The 17,433-nt window shown below is 29.6% G+C and carries 15 protein-coding genes; 14 read left to right on the top strand and 1 reads right to left on the bottom strand.

Translation table 11 applies throughout. The features are described 5' to 3' along the window. Window positions 1–142: 142 nt before the first annotated feature. Window positions 143–748 (bottom strand): peptidoglycan recognition protein family protein, encoded by a 606-nt coding sequence (locus tag BN350_RS14430; RefSeq protein ID WP_028044241.1) that lies wholly within the window; start codon window positions 746–748, stop codon window positions 143–145. Between the two features lie 338 nt (window positions 749–1,086). On the opposite strand from BN350_RS14430, the gene BN350_RS14425 reads away from it, so the two are divergent. From BN350_RS14425 to dnaB, 14 genes are all read left to right on the top strand, one after another. Further along, window positions 1,087–1,512, top strand: a complete 426-nt coding sequence (locus BN350_RS14425) for a metallophosphoesterase family protein (protein WP_028044240.1) — start codon at window positions 1,087–1,089, stop codon at window positions 1,510–1,512. 46 nt (window positions 1,513–1,558) lie between these two features. Then, complete coding sequence (locus BN350_RS14420; protein WP_044600355.1) at window positions 1,559–2,428, top strand: NAD-dependent epimerase/dehydratase family protein; 870 nt, start codon at window positions 1,559–1,561, stop codon at window positions 2,426–2,428. A 123-nt stretch (window positions 2,429–2,551) separates the two neighbouring features. Next, window positions 2,552–2,836 (top strand): 30S ribosomal protein S6, encoded by a 285-nt coding sequence (gene rpsF, locus BN350_RS14415; protein WP_028044238.1) that lies wholly within the window; start codon window positions 2,552–2,554, stop codon window positions 2,834–2,836. A gap of 14 nt (window positions 2,837–2,850) precedes the next feature. Next, window positions 2,851–3,306: a single-stranded DNA-binding protein gene (ssb, locus tag BN350_RS14410; RefSeq protein WP_028044237.1), complete on the top strand. Its 456-nt coding sequence runs from the start codon at window positions 2,851–2,853 to the stop codon at window positions 3,304–3,306. Window positions 3,307–3,320: 14 nt separating this feature from the next. Continuing rightward, a complete protein-coding gene (gene rpsR / locus BN350_RS14405) occupies window positions 3,321–3,551 on the top strand; it encodes a 30S ribosomal protein S18 (protein ID WP_028044236.1) in 231 nt (76 codons plus the stop codon). Window positions 3,552–3,781: 230 nt separating this feature from the next. Next, the gene (locus tag BN350_RS14400) at window positions 3,782–5,116 is read left to right on the top strand and encodes an ATP-binding protein (protein WP_028044235.1); all 1,335 of its coding nucleotides are present in this window, start codon (window positions 3,782–3,784) and stop codon (window positions 5,114–5,116) included. Between the two features lie 1,044 nt (window positions 5,117–6,160). After that, on the top strand, window positions 6,161–7,489 hold the full coding sequence (locus tag BN350_RS14395; RefSeq protein WP_028044234.1) for a PTS sugar transporter subunit IIC: 1,329 nt from the start codon (window positions 6,161–6,163) through the stop codon (window positions 7,487–7,489). Window positions 7,490–7,555: 66 nt separating this feature from the next. Further along, a complete protein-coding gene (locus BN350_RS14390; RefSeq protein ID WP_028044233.1) occupies window positions 7,556–9,433 on the top strand; it encodes a BglG family transcription antiterminator in 1,878 nt (625 codons plus the stop codon). Further along, window positions 9,430–10,989, top strand: coding sequence for a PTS transporter subunit EIIC (locus BN350_RS14385; RefSeq protein ID WP_147573597.1), 1,560 nt, complete (start codon window positions 9,430–9,432; stop codon window positions 10,987–10,989). Before BN350_RS14390 ends, BN350_RS14385 begins: the two co-directional genes overlap by 4 nt. A 72-nt stretch (window positions 10,990–11,061) precedes the next feature. Then, on the top strand, window positions 11,062–12,474 hold the full coding sequence (locus BN350_RS14380; protein ID WP_028044231.1) for a glycoside hydrolase family 1 protein: 1,413 nt from the start codon (window positions 11,062–11,064) through the stop codon (window positions 12,472–12,474). Between the two features lie 216 nt (window positions 12,475–12,690). Beyond that, window positions 12,691–13,602, top strand: coding sequence for a DUF2232 domain-containing protein (locus tag BN350_RS14375; protein ID WP_028044230.1), 912 nt, complete (start codon window positions 12,691–12,693; stop codon window positions 13,600–13,602). A 12-nt stretch (window positions 13,603–13,614) separates the two neighbouring features. Beyond that, complete coding sequence (locus tag BN350_RS14370) at window positions 13,615–15,576, top strand: GGDEF domain-containing protein (RefSeq protein WP_028044229.1); 1,962 nt, start codon at window positions 13,615–13,617, stop codon at window positions 15,574–15,576. Beyond that, window positions 15,576–16,022, top strand: a complete 447-nt coding sequence (rplI, locus tag BN350_RS14365) for a 50S ribosomal protein L9 (RefSeq protein ID WP_028044228.1) — start codon at window positions 15,576–15,578, stop codon at window positions 16,020–16,022. Before BN350_RS14370 ends, rplI begins: the two co-directional genes overlap by 1 nt. Window positions 16,023–16,034: 12 nt before the next feature. After that, a complete protein-coding gene (dnaB, locus tag BN350_RS14360; protein WP_028044227.1) occupies window positions 16,035–17,405 on the top strand; it encodes a replicative DNA helicase in 1,371 nt (456 codons plus the stop codon). Window positions 17,406–17,433: the final 28 nt, after the last annotated feature.

The raw sequence follows: 17,433 nt of genomic DNA, 5'->3' as shown, positions 1-17,433 counted from the left end.
CATCCATACCAATAATACTTGACTTTTGCATGAGTTCTGTTATTATACTAGTGAGCCGACATAAAATCTATTTCGCCTATATTAGGTGTCGAGAAATAGATGGATGTTAAAAAGAAAGATGATTTTTCATCTTTCTTTTACTTTACAGTGAATTGAGAAATTTTTCCCATTCCTTAGGATAATCAACAAAATATTTTGGACAACTTTTTCCAGTAACGTCATAATGTCTAATAATGTCATTTTTATCTAAATGATATGTAGACATCAAAGCCTGAACTAATTTTTGTAATGACTGATAAGTTTCATCATTAAATTTTCCACTTTTATCAGGATGGCAGCACTCTATAGAAATTGTATCCTTATTTCGATTATTAGAGGCATAAGCAATTTCATTCAATGGAATACATTGTATAATCTCTCCCTTGAGTCCAATAATAAAATGACTTGATACTGATGTTGTATGTTTATCTTTTAAATTTTCAAAATAATTACGATTATTTTGAGCTGTGGAACCAGGATTAGCTGTATAGTGTACAACAATGCCTTTAATTCTAGGTAAATTCTTGCCGCTTCTTGAATATGGATTGACAGTTAAAAACTGATGCTGTATTGATAAACCATCGACATTATATTCTTCAATATCATTATGTCTTGTCGTAATGTAATAACCCCCAGCAATACCAGCTGTCAAAATAATAACCAATAAAAATAATATCCCTTTCTTTAATCTTTTTTTCTTTTTTACCATTCTTACACCCCATTTACTGTAATCTTATTATGACATAAAATCATAGAAAAGTATTAATAAATATAAAATAAGTTTTTAAGAAATGATTAATATTTTGTAGAATAAAAGTTATTTGACTCATAAAATAACTCTTTTAGTGATTGCCCGTATTTATATGGATAATCAGTATATTTACATTTTATATAGAAATGGTATAACTAAATTGTACAGACCATATATGTTATCTGTATTCGTTTGAATATTATTGTTGAGGAATAGTATAAAAAGACATATTAAAAATCATAATCTTTATATGATATGAATTTTATAGAAAAATTATGAGGATAAGGAGTGAAAAAATGTATCGAATTGGTGTGATTTCTGATACTCATAATGTATTAAGGGAAGAAGTAATTAATGACTTAAAAAAATGTGATTATATTTTACATGCTGGAGATATTATGAAGGAAGAAATTCTCATTCAATTAAGAGAACTTGCACCTGTCATTGCAGTGAAGGGGAATAATGATCAATTGAGTTTAAATGAAGAAGAATCTTTTGAAATAGGTGGCTTTCATTTCTATATGATTCATCAGATTGGTGGGAGGAAAGATGTTGATTTCTATATTTTTGGTCACTCTCATCAATATACATGTTATAAGGAAGAAGGAGTTCAGTATATAAATCCTGGAAGTTGCGGAAGAAGACGTTTTTCATTGCCGTTAACATATGTCATTATTGAGATAGAGAAGCATCATTATGTAATTCATAAAAAAGAATTGTAATTGATGATGTATAAGTATAAGATAAATCTATAGGAGATGGATAAGTATGGAAGTATTGGTATTAGGAGGAACACGTTTTTTTGGTATAGAGTTAGTCAAGTCTTTATTACAGAAAGATTATTCTGTAACAATTGCAACAAGAGGAAAATCACCAGATGATTTTGGTGATTGTGTATCAAGAATCATAGTTGATAGGAATAATGCAGATAGTATGGCAAGAGCGTTTAAAAATAAGCAATATGATGTTGTTTATGATAATTTAGCTTATTGTTCTGATGCTGTAAAAATTGCACTGGATACTATTCATTGCCAAAAATATATTTTAGTATCTTCGACAGCTGTTTATAATTTACATGAAAAGACTATAGAAACAGATTTTGATCCTTATCATTATTTGATAAAATGGGGTCAACGAGAAGATTTTGATTATGATGAAGGAAAGCGACAAGCAGAAGCAGTTCTTACACAAATTTATCCACAACAAGATTTTGTGATTGTGAGATTCCCAGTTGTGCTAGGCCATAATGATTATACAGAACGTTTGGATTTCTATGTTAAGCATATTTATGATAGCAAACCAATGCTTATTAATAATATCAATGAACAGCTTAGTTTTGTTTTAGCAAGTGATGCGGGCAAGTTTTTAGCATTTTTAGCAGACAAAGGACATCGTGAAATATATAATGGAAGTTCAGAGGGGACAATATCATTAGCAGAGATTATTCAATATGTAGAACAGAAAACAAATAAAGGCTATGTTCCAGCCAATAACGGAGATATTGCACCTTATAATAGTATCCAGTCTCATAGTATTTGTGTCTTAAAAGCAGAAACATTTGGTTTTTATTTTCAACCATTAAAACAATGGATATTTTCACTCATTGATGAATCAATTTTAAAACTTGAGAATGTGTAAAAATATTGATAAACTCATTGTATTTTCAATTATGTTGTGCTATAATGCATAAGCATGTAAAAAATATTTACTGCCTGTCTACATGTAAGATGCAGACCATAGACCATAGGAGGAGGTAAAAAGATGAACAAATATGAAATTATGTTTATTGTAAAACCAGACGTTGAAGAAGATGCAAGAAATGCACTTATCGAAAGTTACAAAAAAGTATTAACTACTAATGAAGGAACTGTAGATAACGTTAACGAATGGGGATTACGTGATTTAGCTTACGAAATCAAAGATTATACTAAAGGATATTATGTTGTTATTGATACAACAACGACTCCTGCAAATATTGCTGAATTCGAACGTTTATCACGTATTAATGCAAACATGTTACGTCATTTAACTCTTAGAAGAGATTAAGAGGTGCGTAATATATGATTAATCGTGTCGTACTCGTTGGAAGAATGACAAGAGACCCAGAATTGAGAAGAACAAATACAGGTGCAGCAGTGACAAGTTTCACTTTAGCGTTGAATCGTAATTACAATTCAGCAGATGGACAACAAGCAGATTATATTAACTGTGTTGTTTGGAATAAAGTGGCTGAAAATGTTGAAAAGTATTGTTCTAAAGGATCTTTAGTTGGTGTAGAAGGAAGACTACGTTCTCGTAGTTATGATAATGCACAAGGACAAAAAGTTTATGTTGTAGAAGTTGTTTGTGATAGTGTTCAATTCCTAGAAACAAAAGCTGCTAGGGAAAAAGCACAGCAACAACAACCTCAAGTGGAACAAAATAATTTCTATGATATGAAAACAGTGGATTTAGAAAAGGATTTTGATAATTCTTTTGATTCATTTAATATCATGGAAGATGATATTCAATTTTAAGGAGGATAAGACTTATGGCATTCAAAAGACAAAGAATGGGTAGAAAGAAAGTTTGCTACTTTACAAAAAACAAGATTGATTACATCGATTATAAAGATGTTGAATTATTAAAAAGATTCGTTTCTGCAAATGGAAAAATCATTCCTAGACGTGTAACAGGAACAAGCGCTAAATACCAAAGACAATTAGCAACTGCTATTAAACGTGCTAGACAAATGGCATTATTACCATATACTGGTGAATAATTAAAGACTGGAAACCTTGATGAAATCAAGGTTTTTTCTTTTAGATAAACTATTGATATTATTTTTAAATAAAAGGGTATAATAGATATATTATAAAAACATTGAAGAAATGTCATATTTAATTAAAAATAGTTTTGAAGAAATGTCGTTTTTGGTTAAATATAACTTTGAAGAAATGTAAATAATCTGATATAATAGTATTGAAGAAACGATAGGAGAGTGTAAAGTTTATGTATTTTAAAAGAAAAGGATATGAAAAATTATTAGAATGGAAATCAAAATATGCAAATAAATATGCTGTACTTCTAGAAGGGGCTAGACGTGTTGGGAAGTCAACAATTGCAAAGTCGTTTGCTGAAAACGAATATAAAACTTATATTCTTATAGATTTTTCAATTGCCTCAAATGATGTTATATCATGTTTTGATGATATAAATGATTTGGATATATTCTTTTTAAGATTACAAGCAATAACAGGAGTAACATTATATAAACATGAATCTGTTATTATATTTGATGAGGTTCAATTGTTCCCTAAAGCAAGACAAGCAATAAAACATTTGGTTAAAGATGGTAAATATCATTATATTGAAACTGGGTCTTTGATTTCAATTAAAAAAAATGTAAAAGATATTTTGATTCCCTCTGAAGAAATGAAGATTCAAATATATCCAATGGATTATGAAGAATTTTGTAATGCAACGAACACTAACTATCATGCATTAGAACAATTATATCATTTGAAAAGAAGTGTGGGTCAAGCTATAAATAGAAAGCTTATGAGAGATTTAAGAATCTATATGGCGGTAGGAGGTATGCCCCAAGCTGTTGAAGCATACATAGATGGAAAAGATTTTTCGACTATTGATTATATGAAAAGACAAATCATCAATTTATATGAAGAAGATTTTAAAAAAATAGATCAATCTGGTAGAATATCTGCGTTATATCATTCAATACCAGCTCAGTTAGCTAAAGGAACAAAGAAATATCGACTATCAACAGCTATAGGAAAAAGACCAACAAATAGAGAAAGAGAATTATTGTTTGATTTACTTGATTCTAAAACTGTTTTATCTTGTTACAATTCAACTGATCCGAAAGTGAGTCTATCTTTAACAAAAGATTTAGATAGTTATAAACTTTATTTATCTGATACTGGATTATTTGTGACTCTTTTATTAATGGATAGACCATCCGTTGATAATAATATCTATGCAAAACTATTATCAGATAAATTACCTGCTAATTTGGGATATTTATATGAAAATTTAATTGCTCAAATTTTAGTTTCTCAAGATAGAGAACTCTATTATCATACTTGGGAAAAAGAAGGAAGTACTCATTATTATGAAATTGATTTCTTAATATCACAAGGTTCAAAAATATCTGCAATAGAAGTAAAATCATCTGGATTAGGAAAATATGAATCAATCACTGAATTCAAGAAAAAATATTCTAAACATATTGATTCATGTTTGATTCTCTCACAAAAAGATTATCAAAAAATAGAAGATATACAAATGCTTCCAATGTATATGGCTCCATTTATTAAAAAGGAATGATTTTAGGTAGAAAGTAATGTTGCTTTTATTATATTTTCTCCAGTACCAAATGGAACTAAATTTGATGAAAAGACTTTGACGTTCTGCTATTATAAAGCATATAAGGGTTCAGAAATTACAGAATATATTGGAATAAGAGATTTATATTATTTGAGAAAGCAAGGTTTATGAAATCTTGAGAAGAATGATATTTAAATAAAAGTAAATTTCAAGAGTTCTATTTTATAAGATAAATCGTGAAATGGTTAATGTAGAATAATATAACAATATCATTGAATACTGTTCAAAAAAATATATTTATTCATTAATCTGTTTATAAAAGATGTAAAAACAATGAAACAAATTGATAGATTTATATATCTTATCTAATACTTATTAAAAGAAGGACAATATAACTTTTCATTACCAACATCACATGAAAGAATTATTTTCTTTGTATCATTCTCTTGTGAATGTCAGATTACCAAGTCCTATTAATAATGAATCATGAATGGAAATATATCAAGGTGATATAACAACACTTCAAGTAGATACCATTGTCAATGTAGCTAATCAGTAGTTATAAGGCTGTTATATTCCGTGTTATTCCTGCATAGATAATGCTATTCATACATATGCCAAAGTTCAATTAAGAAATTAATGTCATAAACTGATGGTAAACAGAATTATCTTGAGCCTACTGAAAAATCAAAATAACAAGTGCCTACAACTTACCATCAAAATATATTATTCATACTAAATAATTAATGCTATAAAGTCTTGATGGTAAGTTCAAGGCTTTTTTGCGTTTGAATACTATTATAAATAAAGGTCCTTACTTATAGTGATAAGAATATTTATTTGTTTATGAAGTCATATAGTATATAATTATTGTAAACATTATGTTAAAGGATAGAAAAGAGTTTTTTGATTCTCTTCTTTCAATCAATGATAAGAGATGATTATCAAAAAATGTTGAATAGGCATAATATTTATGGAAAATAATGAAATTTAACTTAAATCAATATGTTGGTATGATTGAATTAAAGAAAGGGAGGAATAAAAATGAGTAAACTCAAAAATTATTTTGAAGAAAAAATTGTACCTAATATTGATAAGTTTACAAATGCAAGATATGTAAAGATTATTATGGATGGTTTTATGGGTGTAAGTGCATTAACAATTGGAGGATCAATCTTCATGTTAATTCGTTCTTTACCATTAGGAGATTGGTACACAAATTTTTTAACAAGTACAGGCTTGGTAGATATTTTAAACTTTCCTGTCATGATTACGAGTGATTTAATTTCGTTATATTTGGTTATCGCTTTGGGGTATTTTACTGCAAAGTCATTTAGTAAAAATCCTTTTTCAGGGGCAATGATTAGTTTAGGAGCATTATTATTACTGACTCCATTTGAGACAACGGCGATATTAACGGATGCATCTGGTGCAGAAGTATCAGGTATTGTAAACAATGTTTTGCCAGTTTCATCATTTGGAGCTACTGGATTATTTTTAGCCATGATTGCAGGAATTGCTGGAGCAAGAATCTATGTTTGGTGTTTAGATAAAAATATCAAGATTAAAATGCCAGCATCAGTTCCACCAAATGTTTCTAATATGTTTGAAACAATGATTCCAGCGGGATTGGTCTTTATTATATTTATGTTAATAAGAACAGCACTATCTTATACTACATATGGGACTGCTCAAAATTTAATCTATACATTATTGCAGCAGCCATTAACTAATGTTGGTGGAGGATTCTGGGGATTTGTTATTTATACATTAATAGGTCATATTTTATGGTTGTTTGGCGTTCATGGGACAATGGTGACTTATGCCGCTATGGCTCCTATTTATAATGCTATGGCAATGGCAAATCTATCTGCATTTGCAGCAGGAACAGCTTGTCCATATCCAGAGTGGAATTTCTTATGTTATACACTTATTGGAGGAGTAGGGTCAACATTGGCATTAAATCTGTTGATGTTAACAAGAGCAAAGTCATCACAATTTAAAACTTTAGGGAAATTAACAATCGCAACATCACTATTCAATATAAACGAACCTATTATGTTTGGATCGCCAGTTATTATGAACATTAATTTGGCCATACCATTTATTGCCTGTCCTATGGTCAATTTATTCTTATCGTCATTGGTCACAAGAATTGGATTAGTTGCAGCTCCAACAGGTGCCGCTATCAATACATTTATGCCCTTTGGTTTTTATCAGTCACTAAATAATGGTTCGTGGACAGGTGTTGTTTGGGCAATTGCTTTAGTTGCAATAGACTTAATTATTTATTACCCATTTTTTAAACGTCAAGACTCAATAAATTTAAAAAATGAAATACAATTAAGTGAACAAGAAGTTGTGAATGAATAAGGGGAGAAATCCTCTTTTTGTTGCATATAAAATCATGTATAATGGGGAAAAGATGGAGGAAAACAAATGATGCCACTAGATGAAAGAATAATAAAAATAGTTGAAATTTTAGTGTCTTATGGCAGGCCAGTTACCAGTCAGGAGATTGCAAATATTATAGGTATAAGCAGCCGTACTGTAAGAGAAACGATTCATCAGAATAAAAATAATTTAAGATTGATTGGAATAGAAATAAAATCACATTTTAAAAGTGGTTATAGCATTTCTATTGAAGATCAGTATCGAAATAATTGGAAAACTCTTTTAGATGAGAATAGAAGTATTATACCAAGCGAGACAGAAGATAAAATGACTTATATCATTCAACGGTTTATTTTAGAAGAAGGCTATATAAAATTAGATGATTTATGTGATGAATTGTGGATCAGTCGTCCGACCATGAATAGATTATTTAAAGAAGTGAAAAAGAAATTTGCTTTATATCATCTGACAGTTATTTCAAAGCCCTCTTATGGTTTAAAGTTAGAGGGAAATGAAATAGATAAAAGAATTTGTTTGGTTCATAATTGTATTCAAAAAAGAGAAAGTTCTTTAAAACGTTTTATGGAAGAATATCATATAGATTCACAAAATCATCAATATATAAGGCAGATTGTTTTAAGATGCCTCAAAAAATATAATTATAAGTTAACAGATATTGGTTTTCAAAATCTCATTATTCATCTTATAGTCGCAATAAAAAGAATTGAAGAGAAACAATTAATTACGACTTATCCTATTCAAGTTGATAATGTAAGTATTGAATATTTATTAGCTAATGATATTGTCGAAGAACTTCAAGGTTATTTCTCTATCACTTTTCCGAAAGAAGAAATAGAATATGTAAGAATACATCTTTTTGGAAAGAAATTAACACAAGTGGATGGAGAAATTGCGCAAATATCTCATGAAATGGAACAGATGATACAAAAAATCAATCAACAGATTTTAATGAAGCTGGGATATCATTTTGATGGAGATTTTGAATTGTTTACATTATTAGCATTACATATGATGCCTTTAGTAGTCAGAATACAATATGGTCTAGATATGCCTAATCCTATTATAAAGGATATTAAACTGAAAATGGCTGATGCATATGAATGTGCAGTTATTGCTTCACAAGTTATTCAAGATGAATATCATAAGCCTATTGCTGAAGGTGAATTAGGGTATCTTGCTTTGCATTACAGTATGGCAATTGAAAGATTGCAAGAACAAACAAAGATGAAAAACATTGTCATTATCTGTTCTTCAGGTATGGGAACATCATCAATATTAAAGAAACGATTGATGAAGAAGTTTGATATTGATGACTCACATATTCAGGTTTATGATTCTCAATCAATACAATTAGTAAATTTAAGTCATATTGATTATATAATAAGTACAGTAAAATTAAATCTAAAGTTAGATAAGCCTATTATATATATGGAAAATATTTTTGATGATATAGAGCTACAGGAAAATCATCATATGAGAAATTTACAATCATTTATTAATAAAGATCTTGTTTTATTACAGCAAACATTTCAAACAAAAGAAGATATCTTGAATGATATGTGTCATAAAATTGAGAATATTTATTCATTACCTTTTTCTTTTCAAAAATTCATAGAAGAAAGAGAGGCTTTATCTTCTACAGAAGTTGGAAACTTAGTTGCAATGCCACATCCTTCTTCATTATGTACAGAACAAACAATTATCATGATTATGACATTAAAGAAAAGTATTTTGTGGAAAAATAATTATGTTAAATATATATTTCTTATTTCTGGGAATAAAAACTCTAAAGAAGAAAGTGAATTTATCAATGAAAATATTATTGATTTGATTATGAATAATCAATGGCTTCAAGAATTGGATAAGATATCTTCTTATGAGGAGTTGATTCATATTTTATGAAAAAAATTTTGATTTGTTGTAGTGGAGGAATTACAAGTAAGATTTTTATCAGGAAATTGAATCAATATGTTCAGTTGAATCAATTGACATATCATTTTTCTTCAATAAGTGATACATTTGTAGATGAATATGCAAGAGAGTATGACATGATCTTGTTTGCACCTCAAACAAAGCCATCACAAGAACAAATAAAATCACTTAATAATATGTGTTCATGTATCAAATTAATTCCTGAAAATATTTATGCAAGTATGGATTGTCAATTATTGTTTCAGTTCATAGAAAGTCCCATGAAAAGAAGTGAGGAAAAACAGTACTTTATTGGGTTTGTTCATGTTATGAGAGATATTTCTAAACATAGATTTGTGAAAGTATTGGTTAATTCTTCTGTTGCTTTGGGGTCTTTAATGATCGTTCAGGCCTTATTTTCGCTTATTTTGTCTCTGCCTTTAGAGGTCTATCAGAATTTCCTTGATTCATCAGGATTGAAAACTTTTTTTGAAATACCAATTGTTGTATTGTCTAATTCTATAGGGTTGATTTTTAGTTTTGTTGTCGCATATCAATATCGAATTGATTATAAAGATAAACTGTTTGCTGGACTTTTAAGTATGGCTTGTTATTTATTGCTGATACCTATTGATGTTGCTCGACAGGGAAGTTTGACTAGTATTTATACGGCAATGATTGATTTACAATATGTGAATTCTTCTGGAGTATTTGTAGCTATGATGTCTTCTTTGATATTTTCAAAGATTTATGATTATATTTTAAGGTCGAAATTTTTAAAAGATGACTTGATGAAGATGGCTGCTTCATGTGTTGTTGTATTAACAATCTATTTATGTATAAGATATATTTTTATGTTAACCTCGTATCAGAATATATTTATATATTTTAATCAATTTATCTCACTGCTTTTAAAGCCTATTTCAGAGGGAGTATGGGGATTTGCAGTCTTTATATTTTTATCATCGTTGTTATATTTTATAGGTATACATGGACCACAACTTATCTATACACTCATACTTCCTTTGCATACAACAATATATTATGCAAATATTACTGCTTTTGCTTCAAATTTACCTGCTCCATACCCTTATTGGTTTTTAATACCCTGGGTATTTATGGGTGGAGTAGGTGCAACTTTAGCTTTAAATGTATTAATGATTGTAAAATCTAAACAGGCATCTACAAAAACTTTAGGTAAACTTGCATTAATGACTTCATTATTTAATATTAACGAGCCATTGATTTATGGGTTTCCAATAGTGTTTAATCCTTTTATGTTTATACCATTTACAATCATACCGCTTATAAATTTATTGATATGTATTATTTTTATGAAGTTGATTCCAATAGTTCCTTTTCCTACTGGAGCTGAAATAAGTACTTATATGCCATTTGGAGTAGGAGCAATACTGACCAATAATAGTTGGTTAGGATTATTATTATGCATAGGAATATTAATTGTAGACATGTGTTTGTACTATCCATTTTTTATCAATTATGAGAAAAACAATAATCAGATCGTGTTCAATAAAATTAAAAAATGAGGAAATAAATGATAAGGTCATAGATTTTTTAATACGATATAATTGTTTTGAAAAAGGAGAGTGATTATAAGTATGAAAGAATCTGTTTTTGATTCTCATTTTTTATGGGGTGGAGCGATTGCTGCACATCAGGTTGAAGGTGCATATAACGAAGATGGTAAGGAACCATCTACAGCTGATACTTTACTGGTTAATGAAGAAAGGTTTGAACATTATGGAGAATATATCAATCAAAACAAATATTATCCTAGTCATAGGGCAATAGACTTTTATCATTGCTTTGAAGAAGATATCAAACTGTTTGCTGAAATGGGATTTAAAGCATTGCGTACGTCTATTGCATGGACACGTATTTATCCAAAGGGTACTGAAGAAAAACCAAATGAAGCTGGATTACAGTTTTATGATGACTTGTTTGATGAAATGTTAAAGTATAATATTGAACCCATTATAACAATTACTCATTACGAAACACCGCTTTATTTAGCGAGAGAGTATGGAGGATGGAAAAATAGAAAACTGATTGCTTTGTATGAAAAGTATGCCAGGACGATTTTTGAACGTTATAAAGATAAAGTTAAATATTGGATGAATTTTAATGAAATTAATACCTTAGCTATTATGCCAGCATTAGGTGGTGGATTTCATGAATCGTTTGATGATCCCTCAAGATTTCAAAAGATTTATCAGGCTGCACATCATCAGTTTGTAGCAAGTGCTTTAGCAGTAAAAGCATGTCATGAAATCATACCAGATGCAAAAATTGGAATGATGTTAGCAGGGCAACTCAGTTATCCATATTCATGCAATCCAGATGATGTTTTAGCAAATTTAAAGCAATCAAGACAATCATTGTTCTTTTCTGATGTTTTGATGAGAGGAATGTATCCAGCATATACAACAAGAATGTTTGAAGAATTAAATGTTCAATTAGAAATTAAAGAGGATGATTTAGATATCATTAAAAATAATACATCGGATTATTTAGCTTTGAGTTATTATATGAGCAGTGTCGTGATGAATGATACTTCACAGTTAAAGAAAATAGGAAATATGTCAATAGGTGTTTCTAATCCTTACTTGCAGACAAGTGAGTGGGGTTGGCAAATAGATAGTAAAGGGTTACGAATTTACTTAAATCAATTATATGACAGATATCAAAAACCATTGTTTATTGTTGAAAATGGGTTAGGAGCTATAGATATCTTAGAAAATGAAACAGTACATGATACATATCGTATTGATTATATACGAAAGCATATTGAACAAATGAAGGAAGCAATTCAAGACGGTGTTGAACTTATGGGATATCTTCCATGGGGATGTATTGATTTGATCAGCTGTTCAACAGGAGAAATGAAAAAACGTTATGGTTTTATATATGTGGACGTGGATAATGAAGGGCAGGGAAGTTTTAAAAGATATAAAAAAGAATCTTTTGATTGGTATCAAAAGGTTATAGCAAGCAATGGAAAGAAATTATAATACAAAAATTAATAATTAAAACAATATCCTATAGAATGAACACAAAACAGAAAGTGTAGATTCTATAGGATGTTTTTGTAAATATAAAGAAAGATGTGTTAGAAAAGAGGAAAATAATATATATTTTTGATTATAAGAGAATACTATAAAGGTTAAAAGATATGTTTAATGATGAATATTGTGATATAATATGCTTTGTTTTAGAAAGGAGACATTATGGGACATACAGATACTAAAAAGATGGTTCAAGGAGCAATGATTGCAGCAATCTTTGGAGCTTTATCTTTGTTTAATACTTATACAGGAAGTATGTTTGATATTTTTATTTGTTATGTAATGGTTATTCCACTTGTTTGGTATGGATACACATATACATTAAAAGATAATATCATTGTCTGTTTTGTATCAATGATTGTGATTGCGATGATGGGACTGCCTTTTTTCGTTATATCATCTATTTCTTCATGCTTTGTAGGGATATTTATTGGTGAAGCGTTAAAAAGGAAAGCTAAGAAAGAAACAATTTTATTTGGGACTTTGATTATTACTTTCCTTAATAATATACTTATATATGAAGTCTTTTCTGGATTATTAGGCATTAATTTTATGGCTGAAATGGAAGAAATGTATGTGACAATGATACAACCTATATCAGCTTTATCAGATAAGATATCATTAGACTTCTTTTTATCTATGGCTCCATTGATTATTTTATTAACATCAGTCATGGAAATGTATGTTATTTTGTTGTTATGTCAAATCACATTAATGAGATTAAAGATTGAATTTCCAGGTTCTTTCCATATAGCAACAATGCATTTAAAGAAAAGTACAGGGATAATACTTGCTGTTATGTTGTTTGGATCATATGTTATTTTAAATTATGCAGGATATCAAAATATTTATTTATCTTATGCCTATACAATTGCTATTGTAGCTTTTGCATTACAAGGACTTGCTTTTTTATCATGGTTTTTAATAATGAAAGAAAAACCAAAGTTGATGATATTGGTTTTTATTGGTATACTTGTACCAATGGTGAATACTTTATATGTTGTGATAGGAATCCTAGATATATTTAGTGATTTACGTGAAAATATATTGTATAATAGACATAGCAACGATTAAGGAGGGATGATAATGACAAGAAGAATTATTCAGATGAGAAATCTGATAATAGCATTACTTGTTGGTGAGTCAGTTTTTCTGTTTGGATTGTATCTTCTGACTAATAACTCATTGTTGTTTGCTTTTGCAGTATATGCTTTAATTAAGAATATTATCTTGTTTGTTATTTTAGCTTATTTATCATATTTGTTAGAAACCAATAATATGAGTGTTTCGGATGCGTTAAATGTAGATATTAAAAATGCATTGATATTTGGTGGGATTGCATTAATCCAATATGATGAGACTAGAAATGTTGTTTGGACAAGTGATTTGTTTAAAGAAATGAATATTAATATTGTGGGAGTGAAATTGTTAGAATGGCAACCTCATTTGGCTTCACTATTCGATGATGAAGATATCAAAGTCATAGATATTAAAGGGAAACGTTTTGAGGCTTATAACAGTAAAGAAACAAAATTAATTTATTTAAAAGATGTGACTCAGTTTCTATCTCTTCAACAGGATTATCTAGATCAGCAGGTTTGTATGGCATATATTACGATAGATAATTATGAAGAAACATTAGAAAATGCAGATGAACCAAAGATGGCTTTGATTCAATCTAAATCTAGACAAGTTATTGTTGATTGGGCCTATTCTAATGGAATTATTATTAGAAGATTTAAATCTGGTGGATATTTAGCATTTTTCAATGAAAGAATTTATAAGAAACAAGTTGAAAATAAATTTGCTATACTTGATACATTTAAAGAAATGTCTAGAGAATTAGATGAAGTCATGACTTTAAGTATAGGAATTGGTAGAGATTCTCGTGTTTTAAGAGAACTTGATGATATGGCTTCTAATGCGTTGAACTTAACTTATTCACGTGGTGGAGATCAGGTTGCTGTGAAGTCTGGTGATGATAATGTTAAATTCTTTGGTGGTAATAGTGATACGTTTGAAAAGAGCAGTAAAGTGCGTGCAAGAGTTATTGCACAGTCATTAGCTGGATTAATGAAGAATTCTAGTTTGGTTCTTGTAATGGGACATAAGAATTCTGATTTAGATTCATTTGGAGCATCACTTGGTGTTGCAAAGATTGCAATGGCTTATGGTAAAAAAGCAAATATTGTGCTGGATTTTGATTCAATTGAACAAAAAACAAAGAATGTTGCCAATTTGGTAAGGTCTGATGAAAGATATAAAGGACTGATTGTCAGTTATACAGAAGCAATGGAACGAATCAATAAAAATACTTTATTAATTATCGTTGATAATCATAAGCCAAGTTTAGCTATTTCTCATTCATTATTAGAACGTGTGAGAAATAAAGTGATTATTGATCACCATCGTCGAGGTGAAGAATTCATAGAGGCTCCAGTACTCACTTATTTAGAACCAGCTGCATCTAGCACAGTTGAATTGGTTGTTGAATTGTGCGATTATCAGAATATAGATTTGAGCATGAATGAACTCGATGCAACGGTCATGTATGCTGGTATGCTGGTTGATACGAACAATTTTAAACAGCGAGTTGGAGTACGTACTTTTCAGTCAGCTGCATATCTTAAAGAATTACAAGCTAATGTTACACAAGCATATGAATTTTTGGAAGATTCTTATGACGAAACATTGAAGAAACTTTCGATGACACAAACAGCATACCAATATAATCCATATATTTTAATAGCATGTGGAACTGAAAAAGAAGAATATGCTAGAGCAATGCTTTCTAAAGCAAGTAATTCATTATTAGAAGTTAGAGGTATTAAGGCCACATTTACAATTGGTAGAGTATCTAAAACAGTGGTTGCGATTAGTGCAAGAAGTGCTAAGGACATTAATGTTCAAATTATTATGGAGAATATGGGTGGAGGAGGTCATTTTAGTATGGCTGCTGCTCAATTTGAAAATCAAACAATAGAAGATGTAAGGCTTTTATTAGAAGAGAAGATTAAAGAATATTTAGAAGATAGAGGTGAAGTGTAATGAAAGTTATTTTAACACAGGATGTAAAGAAAGTAGGAAAGAAAGGTGAAATTGTTAATGTTGCTGATGGATATGGTCAAAATTTCTTGATTAAGAATAAATTAGCAGTATTAGCAACTGAGCATGGGAAGGAAATTGTTGCACAGAATAAAGAAAAAGAACGTTTACAAGATTTAGAAAACAAGAAAAAAGCAGAAGAATTAAAGAAAGTTATAGAAAGTATTACACTGGAATTTTATTTAAATTCTGGTAAAGATGGAAAAACTTTTGGAAGTGTTTCTACAAAAAACATTGCTGAAGAATTATTAAAGAAGCATGATATTAAAATTGATAAAAGAAAATTTATTAATGCAAGACCTATTCAGGCTCTTGGATATACAAAGTTAGATATTGAATTATATAAAGATGTTATAGCAACAATCAAAGTGCATTTACAAGAAAAATAAGGAGGAAAAAGGATGGCTAGAGAATATCCACATGATATAGAAGCAGAAAGATCGTTATTAGGATCTATGCTGATATCTAGTGATGCATGTCAAAGTATATTAAGTCTTGCGACAAAAGAAGACTTCTATTTAGATAGCCATCGCCTTCTTTTTGAGGCTATGCAGTCTATTGATAGTCAAAATAATCCAGTTGATGTAACCACATTAACATCTTATTTAATAGATAAGAAGCTTTTAGAAAAAGTTGGTGGTGTTGAATACTTATTGCAATTAAGTGAATCAGTACCAACAACGGCACATAGTGAGTATTATTTGAAGATATTGAATGAAAAATCTTTGTTAAGAAAATTAATACAAGAATCTACAGAAATTATTGATCAAGCTTATGGAGATATTGGTAATCTGAATGATTTTATAGGTGAAGCTGAAAAGAATTTTCTAAATGTTACAAGAGATAGAAATGCTGGCGAATTTCAGGATGTGAAATCAGTCATTCAAAAGGTTACAGATCGTCTTGTGATGCTACAAAAATCAGATGGAAAGATATCTGGAGTAAAAACTGGATATTATGATTTAGATAAATTAACATCAGGATTCCAAAAAGGTGATTTAATTATCTTAGCAGCTAGACCATCAGTGGGGAAAACTGCTTTTGCATTGAATGTCGCTTATAATGTATCTTATAAATCTGATGAAGCAGTTGCTGTCTTTTCATTGGAAATGCCAGCTGAACAATTGATTCAACGTATTATTTGTTCAGCAGGAAGCTTAAATGCAGAATCATTACGTTCTGGATCTATTCTTAAAGAAAACAATGAAAGATACTATGCAGCAGCTGATAAAGTTTCTAAGTGTAATCTCTATATTGATGATACACCAGGTATTCGTGTAGGTGAAATAGCTGCTAAATGTCGTAGATTAAAAAGAGATCATGGTATCAAATTGGTTGTTATTGACTATTTGCAGTTGATATCAGGACCGGCTAATAGTCGAGAATCACGTCAACAAGAAGTATCAGATATTTCAAGACAATTAAAAATGATTGCCAGAGAGTTGGAGGTACCAGTTATTGCCTTAAGTCAGTTATCACGTTCAGTTGAAAAACGTGATAATAAACGACCTGTCTTATCAGATTTAAGAGAGTCTGGAGCGATTGAACAAGATGCAGATATTGTTTCGTTTATTCATCGTGAAGATTATCAAGATCCAAAGAAAGAAGCAGAAACTCAAGGTGCAACAGATATTATTATTGCGAAGCATCGTAATGGGGCATTAGCTGATATACGTCTTGTTTTCTTGAAACAATATAGTAAATTTGCAAATCCTGCACGTGGAGATCAACAAATCAATCCACTTGAAGGTGTCAAAGATATTAGAACATAAAGTAAGGATTCATCATCTTTACTTTTTT

The sequence above is a fragment of the Candidatus Stoquefichus massiliensis AP9 genome (assembly GCF_000455285.1).
Lineage (GTDB): Bacteria > Bacillota_I > Bacilli_A > Erysipelotrichales > Coprobacillaceae > Stoquefichus > Stoquefichus massiliensis.
Note: the sequence above shows the minus strand (reverse complement) of the source record. Positions and strands in the feature narration are given on the sequence as shown.